This window comes from Methylobacterium litchii (genome assembly GCF_038442315.1).
GTDB lineage: Bacteria > Pseudomonadota > Alphaproteobacteria > Rhizobiales > Beijerinckiaceae > Methylobacterium > Methylobacterium litchii.
In genome coordinates this window covers 135,586-154,506 of record NZ_JBBXMY010000005.1, presented here as the reverse complement: position 1 = coordinate 154,506, position 18,921 = coordinate 135,586, and the positions used below count along the sequence as shown (strand labels likewise).

Below are 18,921 nucleotides of genomic sequence, written 5' to 3'. Positions count from 1 at the left end.
GCCTCGTTCCGGAGTTACGCGGCGCCCGCCGCCCCCGCAAGCGCTCAGCCCTTCTCGTGCCACACGCAGTTGCGCGACAGGATCTCGAGATTCACGTCCGACTTCTGCGGCTGCGGCAGGGTCTTGCCGTCCATGGCGAGGTCGATCTTCAGCTCGACCTGTCCCTTGCTCTCGTTGGAGCGGCGGGAGAAGTAGCAATATTGCTGGTAGGGCTGCTCGGCGCCGTCCTTGAAGTTCCAGCCGGTGACGATCTGGCCGTCGAGATAGGGTACCTGCTTGAACACCGTGAAGGTGGTGTTCACCTGCGCCTTCGAGGCTGGGCTCGCCTGCTCGCCGAGTTGCGCCTTGGTCGGCGTCGGCGGGCCGCCGGTGAGCTTGGGCAGGCCCTCCAGCTTCAGGGTGTTGTCGGTGAGCGTCACCTCGCCCTTGGTCTTCAGGGTCACGTCGGCCAACGCGGCCTGCATCGCGGCGGCGATCTTCTCGGCGGCGGTGTCGAACTGGTTCATCGTCGCCCAGCCATAGGCCGCCGCGCCGACGCCCGCGCCCGTCAGGCACAGGAAGGCGCCGAGGCCCAGCGCCCGGAACAGGAAGGCGCGGGCGGCGACGTAGCTCGCATCCGCGCGCAGCCGGGTGTTCACCTGCTGCGCGAGGGCGATGTTCTCAGGCGTGCCGGAGGCGACGTAGTTCATGCGCCGGCTCCAGCGGCAGGAAGGGTCGGGCCGGGCAGGCCTTGGTTCGCCGCGGCCTGGCCGGGAAGGGTCTGGCCCGGCAGGGCCTGCGCCGCCGGACGGTTCATCGGGATGACCGACGCCTGGGACGCGGGCGCCCGCACCACCGAGGGGTTGGAGCGCAGGGCGTCGGCGATGGCGTCGAGCATGTACGGCGCCGCCTCCGGGTTCACCGCCGCGCCGAGGTCGTCCTCATCCATGAAGGTCCGGCGGGTCGAGACCGCACAGAGGGCGAGGATGGTCGAGGCGAAGGCGGCACAGAGCGCCGGCAGGAACACGAAGATGCGCAGGAAGGCGTGGACCTGCTGCTCGGTCACATCGATGGGATCGACGCCGTAGACCATGGCCGTGAAGGAGTGCAGCTGCGAGCGGTTCACCGCGTTCCGGTAGGCCTGCTCGGTGTCGGCGACCTTGCGGTCGGCGGCGCCCCGGTCGAGGGCGGCGCGGTCCTTGCGGGCCACCTCGAGGTCCTTCACCAGCGCGGTGCGGTCGGCGCTGGCCTTCGTCACGCCCGCCGAGAGGGCGGCGACGCGCGGATCGGTCACGCATTTCAGGTTCTGGTAGCGCATGCCCTTCGAGTTGGTGCCGAACACCCGCTCGCAGCGCTGGGCCGGCAGGCCCGCGAGCTGCTGGGCGTTGTCGGCGGCGCGCTTCTCGATCTGGTCGAGTTCGGCGGTGTACGAGGCCACCCGGTCGTCGGCCGCCTTGATGCGGTCCTCGATCGTGGCGCGGTCGGCCTGGGCGTCCTTCAGGGCGGTCTTGGTGCGGGCCGCCTCCATCAGGCGGGGGTGGAACATCATCTCGCCGAGCTGCGAGACCGACTTCGTGGTGACGCCCGCCGCGAAGATGATGCCGAGGATCGCAAGACCCCGGATGAAATACGAGCGCTGGGTGCGCGCCAGGATGCCCAGCGGCACCCGGCACAGCTCCACCGCCGCGTAGACCAGCGGCGCCAGCAGCATGAAGTAGAAGGCGTGCCAGTCCCCGTCGCTGTAGACCCCCGCGAAGAGCCATGCGCCGGCGAGCGAGGCGCCGATCACCATGAACTCCACCAGATAGGCGATGGCGACGTAGCCCCACTTGATGCGGTAGCCCTTCTCGACGTGCCGCTGGTGGGTCCACCGGTCGGATTCGAGCCGCCACTCCCGGCGCTCGCGGGCGACCTCGCGGCTCGGCGGCCCGTTCGGGGACCGCCCGGCCCGTGAGAAGATCGACTTCAGCGAATTCATCGGCCTCGTCACTGTCAGGGCTCGGTCCGGGTCGAGCGTAAGGCTCTCTTAAATGTTTCCGTATCCCGGCATTGTGCCCATTTTACGCCTCCGCGCGGCTCTCCACCGGAACCTCGGGCGAGCGGGCGCAAATGTCTCAGGCGATAGCGCATCGGTCCCCGGCCCGGGTACGATTCAACCAGTATGACGGTTGCCGTATCGAGTCCGTGCCCTCATGATCGCGGCTCACCCGATTCCAAGATAGCGCGAGGTTAGAGCCGCCGCCGATGCCAGATGTCCATGCCGGCTCCTACAAGGAAGCGATCCTGTTCCTCGTGACGGCGGGGATCGTGGTCCCGCTCTTCCACCGGCTGCGAATCTCCCCGGTGCTCGGCTTCATCGGGGCGGGGGCCCTGCTCGGCCCGTTCGGACTGGGGCGCCTGGCCAACCAATGGCCGACCGTCCACCTCTTCACCATCGGCAACCGCACGGAGATCTCGCACCTCGCCGAGTTCGGCGTGATCTTCCTGATGTTCATGATCGGCATCGAGCTGTCGTGGGAGCGGCTGCGGACACTGCGGCGCCTCGTCTTCGGCCTCGGCTCCCTGCAGGTCGGCTGCTCGACCCTGATCCTCGGCGTCATCCTCTACGGGCTCGACGTGCCGTTGACCGGCGCGGTGATCGTCGGGATCGGCCTCGCCCTCTCCTCGACGGCGGTGGTGCTGCCGGTGCTCGCCGAGCAGCGGCGGCTCAACACGCCGACCGGGCGCGCGAGCTTCGCCGTGCTGCTGTTCCAGGATCTCGCGGTGGCCCCGGCCCTGTTCGCCATCGCCGTGCTCGGCCAGGACACGGGGGGCGACAAGGGCCTCGCCCTGGCGCTGGCCCTCGGGCAGGCGGCGGTGGCGCTGGTGCTGATCGTGGTGGCGGGGCGCCTCGCCCTGCGCCCGCTGTTCCAGCTCGTGGCGCGCACCCGCTCCACCGAACTCTTCATGGCGGCTTGCCTCCTCGTGATCGTCGGCACGGCGCTGACGGCGGCGGCGAGCGGCCTCTCGATGACGCTCGGCGCCTTCGTCGCCGGGCTGCTCCTGGCCGAGACCGAGTATCGCCGGGCGATCGAGGCGACGATCGACCCGTTCAAGGGCCTCCTGCTCGGGGTGTTCTTCGTCTCGGTGGGGATGAACCTCGATCCGGCGCAACTCATGGCCTCGCCCGGCGCGATCCTCGGCCTGTCGCTGGCCCTCGTCCTCATCAAGGCGGGCGTCGTGGTGATGGCCGGGCCGGTGCTCGGCCTGTCGCGGGCGGTGGCCCTGGAGACCGCGCTCCTCCTGGGGCCGGGGGGCGAGTTCGCCTTCGTGCTCATCGGCGGCGCCATGGTGACCGGGCTCGTGCCGGAGGAGGTCGGGGCCGCCGCGCTCATCGTCACCACGGTGACGATGATCCTCATCCCGGCGCTGGCCTCCCTCGGCCGCCGGATCGGCCGGCACGCGGCCACCACCGCCCGGGGGACGGTCACGGCCGAGCCCCTGCCGGAGAAGGTCGAGAACCGGGTCATCATTGCGGGCTACGGCCGGGTCGGGCGGCAGGTGGGCGAGATGCTGGCCCGCCACCGCATCCCCTATCTCGCCCTCGATTCCGACGCGGCCCGCGTCGCCGAGCAGCGCCGGACGGGAGCGCCCGTCTATTTCGGGGATTCCGGCAATGTCGAGATCCTGCGCCGCAGTGGAATCGACACGGCCCGCGCCCTGGTCGTGACCCTCGACACGCCGCGCTCCGTCGAGGAGGCGGTGATGGCGGCGCGCAGCGAGCGGCCGGACCTCACCATCGTCGCCCGCGCCCGCGACGCGCGGCACGCGACCGCGCTCTACGAACTCGGCGTGGACGACGCCGTGCCGGAGACGATCGAGGCCTCGCTGCAATTGTCGGAGGCCGTGCTGGTGGATGTCGGGGTGCCGATGGGCCTCGTGATCGCCTCGATCCACGAGCGGCGGGACGAGTACCGCACGTTGCTCAAGAAGCGCGAGAACGACGCGAAGCCGGTCTTCCGCGCCCGGCGGACCGTGGGGAAGGCCCCGCGATCCGAGCCGGAGAAGGTCCCCGCGCCGGCTCAACCGCAGGCGAGGGTCGGGAGCGCCTGAGGCGCCCCGGTCAGGGCGGCGGAGGGGCCGCCTCCTCGCGGGGAGCGGCGCCCCTGCGGGGCGCCCGCGCCCGGGCGACCGGCTCGTAGCCCTCCGCGAAGCTGCAGCGGTAGGTGATTTCGTCCGGGGCGCCGAGCCCCGTCACCAGGGGCACGGTGACGGTGTCGCCCTGGAAGCGCCAGCCGCGCGCGCCCTTGTCCCAGTAGAGCCAGACGGTGCCCGGATAGCCGCGCAGGCTGAACACCGCCGCCTTCTTCGACAGCGCTTGCACCGCCCGTGGCGCGTACATCCCCCGGTCCCGGTAGGCCGCCCGCGTCGCCTCGGGCTGCCGGTCCATGAAGGTGTTGCGCACCACTTGAATCGTCGCGCCCGGCTTCGCGAGAAACCGCTTGAACTCGGGTAAACTACGCAGGATGACCGCCACGGCAGGTCTCCTCAACACCGGCTCTCGCCCGCAGGATCGCGGACGCGCCACCGTTCGGGATGAGTTGGGGTGATTCCCGTGACGGTTTAAGTGACTGCGCGAGTCTCGCGAGGCAGGATATCAACAGGATTCGGGACTTATACCCAGATTCAGGCCTTATGAGCCGAGTCCAGCGCCGCGAAGCCCCCGCCGAAGTCTTCCGCAGCGCCGCATTCCACTTAACGCCAAGCCGTCAAGTCTCTGGCGCGATTCGCTCCGATTCGGCGATTGCGGCGCGGCGCATCGTGCGGCACCGCGGGATCGCCGGGCGCACTTGACCCCGGCGCGGGGCTCGCGCGTTGTCGCTCCATGCTGCTCCAGTTCTTCACGGCCCTGCGCGACGCGAAGGTGCCCGTCACCCTCAAGGAGTACCTCGTCCTGCTGGGCGCGCTCGAACGCGACCTGCCGGACAAGAGCGTCGAGGAATTCTATTTCCTGTCGCGCACCGCGCTCGTGAAGGACGAGGCCCATCTCGACCGGTTCGACCGGGTGTTCGGCACCGTGTTCAAGGGGCTGGAGACCGTCGGCGAGGCGGTGGAGGCGGTGCCGATCCCCGAGGAATGGCTGCGCAAGCTCGCGGAGAAGTACCTCACCGACGAGGAGAAGGCGCAGCTCAAGGCGCTGGGCTGGGACAAGCTGTTCGAAACCTTGAAGCAGCGCCTCGCCGAGCAGAAGGGCCGCCACCAGGGCGGCTCGAAATGGATCGGCACCGGGGGCACCTCCCCGTTCGGCGCCTACGGCTACAATCCGGAGGGGATCCGCATCGGGCAGGACGGCAACCGCAACTTCCGGGCGGTGAAGGTCTGGGACCGCCGCGAATTCCGCGATTTCGACGACGATGCCGAGATCGGCGCCCGCACCATGCGCCTCGCCCTGCGGCGCCTGCGCCGCTTCGCCCGCACCGGCGCAGCGGACGAGCTCGACCTCGACGGCACGATCCGGGAGAGCGCCCGCCAGGGCTATATCGACGTGCGGATGCGGCCCGAGCGGCGCAACGCGGTGAAGGTGCTGCTCTTCCTCGATGTCGGCGGCTCGATGGACTGGCACGTGGAGCAGGCGCAGGCGCTGTTCTCCGCCGCCCGGTCGGAGTTCAAGCACCTCGTCCACTTCTACTTCCACAATTGCGTCTACGAGGGCGTCTGGACGGAGAACGCGCGGCGCCACGACGGGCGCACGCCGCTCACCGACGTGATCCGCACCTACGGCAGCGACTACCGCGTCGTCTTCGTGGGCGACGCCTCCATGAGCCCCTACGAGATCGCCGCGCCGGGGGGCTCGGTGGAGCATTGGAACGAGGAGGCCGGTGCCGTGTGGCTCGGGCGGCTCCTCGACCATTTCCACAAGGCGGCGTGGCTCAACCCCGTGCCGGAGACGCACTGGGCCTACACGCCATCCATCGGGATGGTGCAGCGCCTGATGGCGGGGCGGATGTTCCCGATGACCCTCGACGGGCTCGATGCCGCCGCCCGCGCCCTGGTGCGCTGAGGGGCGGCCTCAGCCCTGCTGGGCGGGGGTCGCGACCTTCAGGCCGTCGAGGTCCGGCGTGATCTTGATCTGGCAGGACAGCCGGGAATTCTCGCGCACGTCGGTGGCGAAATCGAGCATGTCCTGCTCCATGTCCTGGGCCTTGCCCACGACGGCGATCCAGGCATCGTCGACATAGACGTGGCAGGTGGCGCAGGCGCAGGCGCCGCCGCATTCCGCGTCGATGCCGGGCACGTTGTTGCGCAGAGCCGTCTCCATCACGGTGGCGCCGACGCTGCCCTCGACGGTGCGTTCCGTCCCGGCGTGATCGACGTAGGTGATCTTGGGCATGCTCACAGGCTCCTCGTGCGCGCCGGGCCGCGTGGGGGCGGCTCGGCGGACGGCGGTGTCTGCTTGGCGGCTCGCCGACCGGAAAGCAAGCGGATCGAGGCCCCGGACGGCGACGCCGAGGGGCGACCTTTCGAAGCCTCAGGCTCCCTCGATCTCGGCCACGGCGTCCCGGATCGCCGCTGCCAGGACGGCCACGCTCTCCTCGGCCCCGGCCGTCCCCGCGCGGAGCGCCTGCTCCGCCTCCCCGGCGAGGCGCTGCACGCGGGCCGCGCCGAGCCCGGCCGCCGCGCCCCGCAGGGTGTGCGCGATATCGGCCCGCTGGATCGCCGGACGGGTCGGGTCGGTCAGCGCCGGAAGCAGGCGGCGGCACTCGCCCGCGAACAGGGCCAGCACCTCGCGGGCGAGGTCGGCATCCCCGCCGGTCTGGGCATCCAGGGCCGCGCGGTCGATTTCTGCCATCGGAGACCCCGCAATCCACATGGTATCGGCCGGGTGCCCCCACCCATCGCCTCGCGATTCCGCTCCGTCCCTGGCACGATGGCGTCGCCCCTCGGGCCGGTCGCGGTAACCATTCGGTTAATGTTACCTGGGGGCGGTCTCCCGCGCTCCTATCGAAGCAGGGTGCCGGACACTAGGCTCGGGTGGTAAACGGGAAGTTGCGTCTTCGGCATGCAAGTGCCGGACCCGTGCGTGCGAGGCGTTTCATGGCGACGGACAAGAAGCTGAAGGACCCGGCCGAGGCCGCTCTCTCAGCCATCGAGCAGGCACTGAGCCTGGACGCCCTGATGCGCGACGGCGGCGCCCGTTCGGAGCCCCGGCTCCCGGATGTCGGCGACACCGAACCGCTGCTCGAGGGCGGGCGCGACGCCTCCGGCCGCCTGCCCCCGCCCCGCCTCGACATCGAGCGCCCGCCGGGCGGCCCGATGCCCCTGACGCAGGATCCGCCCCTCGCCTCGGACCTGCCCTCCCCCGATCTCGACCGGCCCCGCCGGGAAGGCGGCCTGCTGCCGCCCGACCGTTCCCTGGTGGCCAACGACGACCGGCGCAACATCGGCATCCTGCAGCAGACCCTGCGGGTGCGTCCCTCGCGCAAGCCCTACATCGTCGCCTCGCTCGCCGGCCTCGCCTGGGTCGGGGCGCTCGGCGGCATCGTCTGGTCGCAATCGGGCGGCGACCTCGCCGGCTTCGTCGCCGGCCTGCCGCCGCTCCAGGCCATGGGCGCCGTCTCGGCGCTGCTCGGACCGGTGATCCTGTTCGTCGTCGCGGCGATGCTCGCCATGCGCGCCCAGGAGATGCGCCTCGTCGCCCGCGCCGTGGGCGAGGTCGCGGTGCGCCTCGCGGAGCCGGAGGGCTTCTCGACGGACGCCGTGCTGACCATGTCGCAGACCGTCCGCCGCGAGGTCGCGGCGGTGGGCGACGGCGTCGAGCGCGCCCTGGCCCGGGCGGGCGAACTGGAAACCCTGGTGCGCGGCGAGATCGCCACCCTGGAGCGCGCCTATTCCGACAACGAGATCCGCATCCGCTCCCTGGTCGATGAGCTGGTCGCGCAGCGCGAGGCCATCGTCACCAATGCCGAGCGGGTGCGCGGCGCCATCGCCGGCTCGCACACCAACCTCACCCAGGAACTCGACGGGGCGGCCCAGCGGATCGTCTCGGCCCTCGACGGGGCCGGCGAGCGCGTGACCGGCGCCCTCGACCAGCGGGGCCTCGCCATCACCGCCTCGCTGGGCGAGGTGGGCGAGCGCGTCACCGGCCTGATGAGCGAGCGCGGCGACACGCTGATCGAGCGCCTGTCGCAGACCGGCTTCGGCGTGCGCGAGAGCCTGGAAGGCGTCGGCGCCGACCTCGTCCGCACCTTCGAGGAGCGCACATCCGCCCTCACCGGCTCGTTCGAGGCGACGGGTCAGGCCCTCACCGGGCGGCTCGCCGAGAGCGCGGGCCAGGTCGCGGAATCCCTGGCCGAGACCGGGGCCGGCGTCGGCGCGGCCATCGCGCGGCAAGGCGAGGCGGTGCGGGAGAGCTTCGAGCGCTCCGCGTCGAGCCTGGAGAGCGCCTTCCTGAACCGGGGCACCGAACTCACCGAGCGCTTCGCCGCCACGGGCGCCGAGATTACCGGCCGCTTCTCCGAGGTCGGCGCGGCCTTCACGCAGGACCTGTCGGGCCGGGGCACGGCCCTGCGCACCGAGATCGAGACGGCGGGCCGCGACATCGTCGGCGCCATCGCCCAGAGCGGCCGGACGGCGCAGGACACCCTCGCCCAGGCGGCGGACGGCGCGGCGGCGACGCTGGCCGCCCGCGCCGACGCGGTGCGCGACGACATCGTCGCGGCCGCCGACCGGATCGGCGATGCCGTCAGCGGACGCGGCGGCGAACTCGCCGAGCGCATGGAGGGCATCGTCACCCGCCTGCACGAGACCATCGCCGTCGAGGGGGCGGGCCTGGAAAACCGCCTCGACGCGGCGGCCGAGCGGGCCAGCGGCCTCGTCGCCGGGCGGGCGCGGGAAGCCGCCGAGGGCCTGGAGGCGGCCTTCACGACCCTCGGCCGGGGCTTCGAGACCGGCGCGGGGGATGCCGTGCGCAGCCTGCGCACCAGCGTCGAGCACCTGTCGGGCGAGATCGACGGCCGCGCCAGCGAGGCGGCGGAGATCATCCGCGCGGCCGCCGCCAACGCGGGCGAGGCCGCGCAGACCCGCGTCGCCGAGGCCGCGACGCGCCTCACCGAGAGCCTGGGCCTGCTGCGCACCGCCTCGGCCGAGGTGACGGGGGCCATCGAGGCGGAATCCGCCATCCTGCTCACCCGCTTCCGCGAGGCCGCCGAGCGGGCGACCGAGGAACTGGGCGCGCGGGGCGGTGCCGCCGTCACGGAATTGCGGGTCGCCCTCGAAGGACTCGACCGGGAACTCGCCGCCCGCACCAGCGCCACGACCGGCGCCCTGGAGCGCGCTGCCGCGCAGGTCGCGTCCGACCTGTCGAACCGCCTCGGCGAGATCGAGTCCACCTTCGGCGCCCATGGCCGTGACGTGGCCGATCTGCTCTCCACCCACGCGGAGGAGACTCACGCCCGCATCGCCGGCACCGGCCGCGACATCGTGCTCGCCGTAGCCAGCCAGGGCGCGCGCATCGCCGACAGCCTCGGCCGCAGCGGCGACACCTTCGCCGAGACCGCCGACGGACGGGTCAAGGTCATCGAGGAGGTGCTGGGCAGCCGCCTCGCCGCCCTGCAGGAGACCATCGCCCGGGGCGACATCCTCGCCGACCGGATCGGCCGCGACACCGCCGCCCTCGGCGAGACCGTGGGCCACCAGCTGGACGAGGTCACGCGCCTCCTCTCCGACCGGGGCCAGGCCGTGGCCGAGACCATCGCGGGCCAGGCCCGCGAGGCCGGCAGCCTGATCGAGACTCATCTCGGCTCCCTGGAGGAGCGCTCCGCCCGGCACACGGCCGAGGTCGCCAAGCGCACCGCCGAGGTGGCCGAGGCCATGGCCACCCTGGTCGGCCAGCTCGACGGGAAGATCGGCAGCAGCGCCGCCGCCCTCACCGAGACCCTGGCCGCGCGCACCGCCGCCCTCACCGAGGCGCTGGCCACCCGCGCCGCCGCCCTGGACGAGACCTTCGCCAGCCGCGCCTCGACCCTGGACGAGTCCCTCGGCGCCCGCACCGCCGCCCTGGACGAGGCCCTGTCGGCCCGCACGGGCGAGATGGCCCGGATCGTCGAGGAAGGCGGTCGCGGCCTCGTGGAATCCGTGGATTCCCACCTCGCCGCCGCCGCCCGCGACTTCGAGGCCCGCTCCGTCGGTTTCGGGGCCGAGGTCGAGCGCCGCACCGGCGAGATCGCCCGCGCCCTGGATACCGGCGCCGAGCGGTTCGACGGCACCGTCCTGCGCCGCCTGGAGGAGATCGGCGCGACGCTGGAAGAGCGCGCCCGCCTCGTGGATGAGAGCTTCGGCTCGCAGGCCTTCGAGGCGATCCGCCTGATCGAGGCGCGCACCCGCGCCGTCGACGCGGAACTGACCCAGCGCACCCGCGACCTCGTGGAGGCGATCGAGACCCGCACCGGCGGCCTCGACGCGGCCATGGCCGAGCGCATCGCCGCCCTGACCGGCGCCGTCGAGGAGCGCACCCGCGCCCTCGACACCTCCCTCGCCGCCCGCGCGGAGGAGATCGCGGCCCTCGTGGACGAGCGCGCCACCGCCGCCGACACCGCCCTGTCGGCCCGCACCGACGCGGTGCGCGCCGCCTTCGCCGAACGCTCCGACCTGCTCGGGCGCCTCATCGACGAGCGCACCGAGGCGATGTCCAAGGAGCTGGACGAGAAGGGCCGGGCGGTGTTCGGCGTCATCGGCAACCGCATCACCGAACTCGCCCGCCTGTTCGACACCGGCAGCACCTCGCTCGCCGAACTCATCGACAACCGGGGCGAGGGCGTCCTCGCCAAGCTGCAGCAGACCATCGCCGACGCCGAGCGGATGCTCGAAGAGGGCGAGGGTCGCCTCGGCCACACGCTGGCGAGCCGCACGGGCGACATCAGCGGCCTGCTCGACGAGGGCGTGCGCACCGTGCACGGCCTGCTCGACGACCGCACCAACCAGATCCGCACCATGCTGGACGGGCATGCCCGCACCCTGGTCGAGACCCTGGACGGGCGCACGGGCCCCCTCAGCGAGGCCCTGGACGGCCGTGGCCGTGAACTCGTCACGGCGCTGGAAGGCGCGCTGACGGGAGCAGCCGGGGCGCTGGAGAGCCGCACCGAGGCCCTGGGCAACCTGTTCGACGCCCGCCTCGGCCGCCTGGAGGATCTGGTCGAGGGCCGGGGCAACCGCCTCGCCGAGACCCTGGACGCCCGCGCCGAGGGCCTTCGCAGCCTGTTCGAGGAGGCCCAGGCCACCCTCGACGCGGCGGTCGAAGGCGGCAGCGGCCGCTTCGCCGCCTCCGTGGACGAGCGCCTGCAGACCCTGCGCAGCCTGCTCGAGGAGGCCCCCGCCGCCGTGGCGGCCCTGGTCGAGACCCGCGAGCGCCAGCTCGCCGCGACCCTCGACAGCCGCACCCAGCGCCTGCGCGCCCTGTTCGAGGAGGCCCAGGACGGCCTGCGCGACCTCGTGGAGACCCGTGGCGGCGACATCGCCCAGGCGATCGCCACACAGACCGACGAGATCCGCAGCGTCCTCAACACGGCGCCCGCCGGCATGGCCGACCTGTTCGACGCCCGCCTCGCGGCCCTGCGCACCACCTTCGACGAGGCCCGCACGGCCATCGACGGGCTCCTCGACAGCCGCAGCCGCGGCCTGATCGAGGCCGCCGACGACCGGGTCGGCGCCCTCACCGAGGTGTTCGAGACCCGTCTGCGCGACCTCGACGGGGTCGTGGAAGGCCGCACGCAGGACCTCACCCGCGAGGTCGATGCCCGCGCGGATGCCTTCACCCAGCGGATCGACAGCCGCATCCAGCGCTTCGCGCATCTGGTCGGCCAGCGCGCCGACGCCCTCGCCACGGCCTTCGACGAGCGCCACGACGCCTTCGCCGGCCTCATGGACGAGCGCACCGCCGGCCTGGGCGCCGCCCTGGACGCCCGGGCGCAGGCCCATGCGGAACAGGTCGAGGCCCACACGGCGGCCCTGGCCGCGACGCTCGCCGCCCGCGAGGCGGCCCTGGCCGCCCTCATCGACCAGCGCGCCGAGGCGATGGGCATGGGCTTCGAGCGCCGGGCCAACGCCCTCGGCTCCCTGGTGGACGCCCGTGGCGAAGCCCTCGCCCGCCGCCTCGCCGAGAGCGCCGAGACCCTGGTTCGGGCCATCGAGGAGCGGGGCGGCGCCCTGCTCGACAGCCTCAACGCCAGCGGCGACAGCGTCGGCTCCGAACTCGAAGGCCACGTCTCGCGGTTCCGCGCGGCGGTGGACGGTCCGATGCGCGACCTCGCCGACGCCCTGTCCGACCGGGCGGGGACCATCGAGCGGGTTCTGGAGGAGACCGGCCTGCCGCTGGCCGAGACCCTGCGCACCAGCACCGAACGCCTCGCGATCCAGACCCGCGCCTCGGCCGACATCCTCCGCGCGGCGGTGGACGAGGGCGCGGCCCGGACGCTCGCCGACCTTGCGGAGACCAACGACCGGCTCACCCGTGAGCTGGGCGGCGTGATCGTCCGCGTCGAGAGCGCCAACGCGGCCCTGACCGGCCTCGTGGCGGGGGCGGATTCGAACCTCGGGGCCATCGAGCGCAACCTCTCCGGCCGGCTCTCGCAGATCCGCACCGAACTGGAGCGGGTCGCCGCCGAGACCAACCGGGCCGGGGCCGACGTCTCGACCCAGGTCGCGGCGCTGCGCGAGGCCTCGGAAGGGGCCCTGCGCGAGGCGAACGACCTCGCCCGCAACCTCGACGGGGCGGCGACCTCCCTCGACGCGGTCGAGACCCGTCTCTCCTCCGCCCTCACCGAGCGGGAGCGGGCGCTCGCCACCGCCATGGCCGAGTTCGAGGCCCGGGCCGAGACCCTGGAATCGCGCGGTTCGGCCTTCGCCGGCCAGATCGACAAGGTCCTGCGCGAGGCCGAGAACCGGGCGCGCGCGCTCACCGACGCCCTCGCCCGCTCCGCCGAGAGTGCGGGCGAGCAGGTAACGGGGGCCTTCGCCGGCCTGAAGGACGATGCCGGGGCGGAGGCCGAGAAGGCCGCCGCCGGGGTGCGCGAAGCCCTCGACGCCGCCTCTCGCGAGATGCGGAAAGGCCTGGAGGAGGCGCAGAGCCGGTTCGGGGAATCGGTGACGAACCTGCGCGAGATGGCCTCGTCCATCCGCAGCGAGCTCGAATCCACCCGCGCCGACCTCGCCCGCGGCGTCCTCGAACTGCCCCGCGAGACCCAGGACGCGGCCGGCGAGATGCGCCGGGTCGTGTCCGACCAGATCAAGGCCCTCAACGAGCTGTCGGCCCTGGTCGCCCGGACCGGCCGCACGGTGGACGTCGCGCAGCCCATCGCCCAGACGCAGCGGCGCGTCGCGGAGGGGGGAAGCCGCTCCCTCGCGGCGCCCGCCTCGCCGCTGCCGGCCCCGGCCGCGCCGGCTCCCACGGCCTCGGCGCCGAGCCCCGCCCCGGTGCAGGCGCCCGCGCCCGCCCCGGCGCCCCGCCCGGCCCCGGTGCGCAGCGAGACCCGTCCGGTCACGCCGCGTCCGGTCAACCCGGCCCCCGCCACGGGGGCGGGCGCCAACAAGAAGGGCTGGCTCTCCGACCTCCTCACCCGCGCCTCGCTGGATGACGACGAGGAGAACCCGGCCGCGACCGCTCCGGCCACCCCGGCCCGGACGGCACCGGCTCCGACCCCGGCGCCGGCCGCCTCCCCTGCCCCGCGCAATGGGAAGCCCGCCGCCGAGACCGGCCGGATCGCCCTCGACACGATCTCCACCGACATCGCGCGGATGATCGAGCACCGCACCGCCGTCGACCTGTGGGAGCGGTACCGCCGGGGCGAGCCGAACCTGTTCACGCCGCGCATCTACACGGCGCAGGGGCAGACGACCTTCACCGAGATCCAGCGGCGCTACCGCTCGGATCAGGAGTTCCGGCGCAGCGTGGACCGCTACGTGAGCGAGTTCGAGCGCCTGCTCGGCGACGTGGTGAAGAACGACCCCGACGCCAAGCGGACCGACGCCTACCTCACCTCCGAGACGGGCAAGGTCTACACGATGCTGGCCCATGCCAGCGGGCGCTTCGAGGGAGCCTGAGCGAGACGAGATCGCGCGCCTTCACGGGGCGCGCGATCCTAGAGAAGGCCGAGGGCGGCGAGTTCCCGGCGGAGCTTTTCCGGCATCTCGGCGACGTCGCCGCCGAGCCCCGCGCCGAGATCGGCCGGGGCGTCGCCCGGCGCGAGGTAGCGCCAGCCCTGGAACGGGCGGCAGGGCCGGGGGACCACCGGCACCAGGGGCGGCGCGAGCACGATGCGGCAGCGGGGAATGCCGTCCTCGCCGGTCAGGGGCTCGAGGGCGACGATCGCTTGGCGGCAGCACAGGCTGCCCCGGATCACCCAGTAGATCGAGCCCTTGCCCGCGATCTCCCGGTGCCGCTTGGGCAGGGTGCGCGTGACGTGGACCGGCTGGGCCGGCTGGCTCGCCTGTCGCGCGGCGAGATCGGCCATGGAGGCCGGGCCCACGCTGAGCTTGATGAGGTGCAGGGCCAAGGAACGATGGGGGCTGACGCGGTCGGGCGCCCCCTATATCGGCTCGCGCGGCCTCAAGCGAAGAGGGCGAGGCGCTTCTCGGTCGGCTCGGCATCGAGCCCGTCGAGGCTCATCGCCTCCGGCTCGGCGAGGGAGAATTCGAACAGGGCGTCGGCGGGCTCCTCTTCCGTCCAATGCGGCGGCGAGAGCTCCGGCACGGGCTCGGACTTTTGCTCCGGCTTGGGCTCCGCCTTGAGTTCCGGCGGGGTCGAGACCGGGACGAACACGATGTCCTCGTGCAGGGCCGGGCTGCCCGGCTGGGCGACGATGGCCGCCGCCGTCATGGCCGGCACCGACATGGCGATGTAGCGGTCCACGTCGATCTGGCAGAGATCCTCGTCGATGGGCAGGGCGCCCTCGGTGGTGCCCGGAGCGGGCGGGACCCGCGCGATCTCGCCGCCCCAGATCGCGATCATCGAGGCGATCCGGTCCTCCAGGTAGCGGAGGGTGTAGATGATCCGCGCGGTGCGCTGCGCGGTGAGGTCCTGGAAGGAGCAGGCCGTGTAGATCGCGGTCGCGTGGCGGTCGAGGGCTTCGCAGGTCTCCGGCTCGACGTTGCGCTCGCGCAGGGTCCAGGCCGCCTCCTGCACCGCCTCGGCGGCGCCGAGGATGTCGGAGGTCGCCTGCTCGGTGGCCCGCACGATGGCGTCGAGGGCCTGCGAGGCCGAGGTGAGGCGGGTCTGGTCGCCGTCCGGTACGCTGATCGCTGAGATCTCGGCCTTGGTCCGGCTGATCGCCTCGGCCATCTCCGCGAGGCCGCCGCGCAGGCTGCCCACCGCATCGACGGGACGCTCGGCGGTGACGCTGCGCTCCAGCCGCTCGATGGCGGTCAGCACCGTCGCCATCTCCTCGGCGCGGGCCCGGCGGGCATGCTCGGCGAGGAAGTGCTGGCCGCGCTCGCTGGCGCCGATCGTCGCCTCGATCGCCGCGTATTCCGCAGCATCGATCGCGTGGGCGCTGGGCAGACCGGACATCAACGGCGCTTCCGACAGGGGCGTCCGGCGGAGCGAAGACCCCGCGCCCGGCGCGTCCCGAACCCCTCAAGATTGACAGAAGTGGTTTAACGGGCGCTTACGACACCCTCCGTCCCACAGCCCCTTTCCCCCGTGCCCGCTTCCTCCGGCGCGCTGCGCCTGTCGCTGCTCTACGCCGTCGTCTTCACCGAGATCGGCATCGCCATGCCGTTCCTCCCCGTCTGGCTCGCCACGCTCGGGCTCGATGCCGGGGTGATCGGCCTGCTGCTGGCGCTGCCCATCGCCACGCGGATCGTCGCCACGGCGCCGCTGATGGGGCTGATCGACCGGGGGCTCGGGGCGCGGCGGCTGATCGTGGCGGGCAGCTTCGGCGTCGCGGCGACCTACGCCGCCATGGCCCCGGCCTCCGGGTTCGGCTGGCCCGCGCTCGCGGTGCTGACCGTGCTGAACGCGGTCGCCGCCGCGCCTCTCGTACCCTCCATCGACTACCTGACGCTCGCCGCCGCCCGGCGGGATCCCCGCCTCGCCTATTCGCGGATCCGCATGGCGGGCTCGATCGCGTTCCTCCTCGCCAACCTCGCGGGCGGGGCCCTGCTCGCGGCGCTCGGCGGGCGGCTCGCCGTGCCGATCCTGCTCACCGGCCTCGCCCTGATCGCCGGCTTCACCGCGCTCCTCGACCGCACACCGGCCGAGGCGCCCCGCCGCGCGGTCGGGGGCAAGGGCCCGCCCCTGCCCCGGCGGCTGTGGCTGTGCATCGGCGCCGCCGCCGCGATCCAGGCGGGGCACGCGGCGATCTACGGCTTCGGCAGCATCCACTGGACCGCGCACGGCCTCTCCGCGACGCAGGTCGGCGCCCTGTGGGCGACGGGCGTGCTGGCCGAGATCGTCCTGTTCGCGGCGGCCCCTCGCCTGCCCGCCTCCTGGCGCGGGCCGGTGCCGCTCCTCGTCCTCGGCGGGGCGGCAGGCATCCTGCGGGCGGTGGGGCTCTATCTGGTCGGGGACCGGATGGAGACGCTGGTGCCGCTGCAGGTCCTGCACGGCCTCACCTTCGGCGCGACGCAGCTCGGGGCGATGGAGGCGGTCTCGTCCCTGTCGCCGGAGGGCGCGCGGGGCCGGGCGCAGGGCACCCTCTCGGCGGTGAACGCGGGAATCGCTGTCACGGCGACGCTGGCGAGCGGACTCATCTACCGGGAGGCGGGGCCGCTGGTCTTCCTCGCCATGGCGCCGCTCTCGGCCTGCGGCGTCATTCTGGCGCTGGCCGCTGCACAAGAGAGAAAGCGTCAACCGTAATCTCGTCATAACCGTGGCGCAGCATAGCGTCTCGCGATGGCGTGTCCTCCCGCACGGACGGGGCGGGGCAAGCCTGGCCTTACGATCCGCTCCCGGCGCGGGAGCGGCAACGATCGTGCGACACGCGCCGGTGAAGGAGTACCCCCTGTTGCTGACCGAAGGGCTCGCGCCCGGCACCGCATCGCTGACGGAGGCGGCTGACGGGCGGTTGCGGCTCGGCGGTCGCTGGACCGCCGACCAGGCGCCGGCCGTGGAGGCCGCGGCCGCCCGGATCGCGGCGGGCGCGTCCTCGCGCCTTGTGGTCGACCTCGGGGAGATCGAACGGCTCGACACCCTGGGCGCCTGGGTGCTGGAACGAACCCGCGCGGAGGTCGAGGCGTCGGGCGGCGCCCTCGCCTATCTCGGCACGCGGCCCGAGCACCGGACGCTCCTCGGCGAGGTGGTGATAAGGGGCGAGCCGCCGGCCCCTGCCCCGCGCCTGCGCTTCCCCCTGTCGCTCCTCGACGGGACCGGCCGGCAGGTCGTGCGGGGGAGCAAGGAATTCGGCACCGGCATCGCCTTCCTCGGCGAGGTCGTAGCGGCCTGCGCCCGCGTCGCCCTGCGCCCGCGCAGCTTCCGGGGTACCGCCCTGGTCAACCAAGTCCAGCAGATGGCGCTGAACGGCGCGCCGATCATCGTGCTGATCTCGTTCCTCGTCGGCGGCATCGTCGCGCAGCAGGGCATCTTCCAGCTCCAACGGTTCGGAGCGCAGACCTTCGTCGTCAACCTGATCGGCCTGCTGATCCTGCGCGAACTCGGAGTGCTGCTCACGGCGATCATGGTGGCGGGCCGTTCCGGCTCGGCCATCACCGCCGAGATTGGCTCCATGCGGATGCGCGAGGAGGTCGATGCCCTGCGCGTCATGGGCCTCGACGCCACCGAAATCCTCATCGTCCCCCGCGTCCTGGCGCTGATGATCAGCCTGCCGATGCTGACCCTGCTCGGCGACCTCGCGGCGCTCGCCGGCGGCGGCCTGACGGCGATGCTCTACGGCGGGCTGACCCTCGACCAGTTCCTCGCCCGGCTGCAGGCGGCGGTGGGCGTGCACCACGTCATCGTCGGCCTCATCAAGGCGCCGTTCATGGCCCTGACCATCGGGCTCATCGCCACCATCGAGGGCTTCGCCGTCGAGGGCTCGGCCGAGTCCCTGGGGCGCCGCGTCACCGCCTCGGTGGTGAAGTCCATCTTCATGGTCATCGTCCTCGATGGCCTGTTCGCGGTGTTCTTCGCCGCCATCGACTTTTGAGTTCCGCCCGGTGAGCGACAGCCCCATCATCCGCGTGCGCGACCTCGTGGTCGGCTTCCGCGACAAGACCATCCTGAAGGGCCTCAACCTCGACATCCGCCGGGGGGAGATCCTGGGCTTCGTCGGCCCGTCCGGGCAGGGCAAATCCGTGCTCACCCGCACGATCCTCGGCCTCGTGCCGAAGCGCTCGGGCACGATCGAGGTGTTCGGCCAGGACGTGGACGGCCTCACCTATGCCGAGCGGCGGCGGATGGAGACCCGCTGGGGGGTGCTGTTCCAGCAGGGCGCCCTGTTCTCCGCCCTCACCGTGAAGCAGAACATCCAGGTGCCGATGCGCGAGCACCTGAAGCTCTCCGGCCGGCTCCTCGACGAGTTCGCCCGGCTCAAGATCGAGATGGTCGGCCTGAAGCCCGACGCCGCCGACAAGCTCCCCTCCGAACTCTCGGGCGGCATGATCAAGCGCGCCGCGCTGGCGCGCTCCCTGGCGCTGGACCCGGAGATCCTGTTCCTCGACGAGCCGACCTCGGGCCTCGACCCGATCGGCGCGGGCGAGTTCGACGACCTCGTCTCCACCCTCAAGGAGACGCTGGGCCTGACCGTGTTCATGGTCACGCACGACCTCGACAGCCTCTACACCGCCTGCGACCGCATCGCGGCGCTGGGCGACGGCCAGATCATCGCCGCCGGTACGGTGGAGGAGATGCTGGAAAACCCCCATCCCTGGTTGCGCTCATATTTCCACGGCAAGCGCGCCCGCGCCGTCGCGGGCGGGCCCTCGGCCGTGCGCGCGCCGCACCAGGACCCCCTCGTCGCAGCGACCGGAGGCTGA

The 18,921-nt window shown here is 72.8% G+C and carries 13 protein-coding genes; 6 read left to right on the top strand and 7 right to left on the bottom strand.

Annotation, left to right across the window (positions count from 1 at the left end; genetic code table 11):
• Positions 1-44: 44 nt before the first annotated feature.
• Together AAHF99_RS11790 and AAHF99_RS11785 are read right to left on the bottom strand one after the other, a co-directional pair.
• Complete coding sequence (locus AAHF99_RS11790; protein WP_342164505.1) at positions 45-689, bottom strand: hypothetical protein; 645 nt, start codon at positions 687-689, stop codon at positions 45-47.
• Complete coding sequence (locus tag AAHF99_RS11785; protein ID WP_342164504.1) at positions 686-1,957, bottom strand: ATPase; 1,272 nt, start codon at positions 1,955-1,957, stop codon at positions 686-688. The genes AAHF99_RS11790 and AAHF99_RS11785 overlap by 4 nt, the downstream gene beginning before the upstream one ends.
• A 266-nt stretch (positions 1,958-2,223) precedes the next feature.
• Here AAHF99_RS11785 and AAHF99_RS11780 point away from each other — a divergent pair, with 266 nt between their 5' ends.
• Complete coding sequence (locus tag AAHF99_RS11780) at positions 2,224-4,071, top strand: cation:proton antiporter domain-containing protein (protein WP_342164503.1); 1,848 nt, start codon at positions 2,224-2,226, stop codon at positions 4,069-4,071.
• A 10-nt stretch (positions 4,072-4,081) separates the two neighbouring features.
• Here the strand turns inward: AAHF99_RS11780 and AAHF99_RS11775 are convergent, their stop codons facing one another.
• Positions 4,082-4,495 (bottom strand): hypothetical protein, encoded by a 414-nt coding sequence (locus AAHF99_RS11775; RefSeq protein ID WP_342164502.1) that lies wholly within the window; start codon positions 4,493-4,495, stop codon positions 4,082-4,084.
• A gap of 348 nt (positions 4,496-4,843) precedes the next feature.
• Between AAHF99_RS11775 and AAHF99_RS11770 the strand changes: the two genes are divergently transcribed.
• Entirely contained in the window at positions 4,844-6,019 is a 1,176-nt protein-coding gene (locus AAHF99_RS11770) for a vWA domain-containing protein (protein ID WP_342164500.1), read from the top strand.
• 9 nt (positions 6,020-6,028) lie between these two features.
• Here the strand turns inward: AAHF99_RS11770 and AAHF99_RS11765 are convergent, their stop codons facing one another.
• Entirely contained in the window at positions 6,029-6,349 is a 321-nt protein-coding gene (locus AAHF99_RS11765) for a 2Fe-2S iron-sulfur cluster-binding protein (protein WP_243952894.1), read from the bottom strand.
• 138 nt (positions 6,350-6,487) lie between these two features.
• A complete protein-coding gene (locus AAHF99_RS11760) occupies positions 6,488-6,808 on the bottom strand; it encodes an Hpt domain-containing protein (RefSeq protein WP_342164499.1) in 321 nt (106 codons plus the stop codon).
• A 245-nt stretch (positions 6,809-7,053) separates the two neighbouring features.
• On the opposite strand from AAHF99_RS11760, the gene AAHF99_RS11755 reads away from it, so the two are divergent.
• On the top strand, positions 7,054-14,052 hold the full coding sequence (locus tag AAHF99_RS11755; protein WP_342164498.1) for an apolipoprotein A-IV repeat region-like domain-containing protein: 6,999 nt from the start codon (positions 7,054-7,056) through the stop codon (positions 14,050-14,052).
• Positions 14,053-14,090: 38 nt separating this feature from the next.
• Here the strand turns inward: AAHF99_RS11755 and AAHF99_RS11750 are convergent, their stop codons facing one another.
• Both AAHF99_RS11750 and AAHF99_RS11745 read right to left on the bottom strand, forming a co-directional pair.
• Positions 14,091-14,504 carry a DUF1489 family protein gene (locus tag AAHF99_RS11750; RefSeq protein ID WP_243952891.1) on the bottom strand — a complete coding sequence of 138 codons (414 nt, stop codon included), beginning with the start codon at positions 14,502-14,504 and terminating at the stop codon, positions 14,091-14,093.
• A 53-nt stretch (positions 14,505-14,557) separates the two neighbouring features.
• Entirely contained in the window at positions 14,558-15,517 is a 960-nt protein-coding gene (locus tag AAHF99_RS11745; protein WP_342164497.1) for a hypothetical protein, read from the bottom strand.
• Between the two features lie 132 nt (positions 15,518-15,649).
• Between AAHF99_RS11745 and AAHF99_RS11740 the strand changes: the two genes are divergently transcribed.
• The 3 genes from AAHF99_RS11740 to AAHF99_RS11730 all read left to right on the top strand — a co-directional run bounded on the left by AAHF99_RS11740 (position 15,650) and on the right by AAHF99_RS11730 (position 18,921).
• Positions 15,650-16,807 (top strand): MFS transporter, encoded by a 1,158-nt coding sequence (locus AAHF99_RS11740; RefSeq protein ID WP_342164495.1) that lies wholly within the window; start codon positions 15,650-15,652, stop codon positions 16,805-16,807.
• 145 nt (positions 16,808-16,952) lie between these two features.
• Complete coding sequence (locus AAHF99_RS11735) at positions 16,953-18,092, top strand: ABC transporter permease (protein ID WP_342164702.1); 1,140 nt, start codon at positions 16,953-16,955, stop codon at positions 18,090-18,092.
• 34 nt (positions 18,093-18,126) lie between these two features.
• Positions 18,127-18,921: an ABC transporter ATP-binding protein gene (locus tag AAHF99_RS11730; protein ID WP_243952991.1), complete on the top strand. Its 795-nt coding sequence runs from the start codon at positions 18,127-18,129 to the stop codon at positions 18,919-18,921.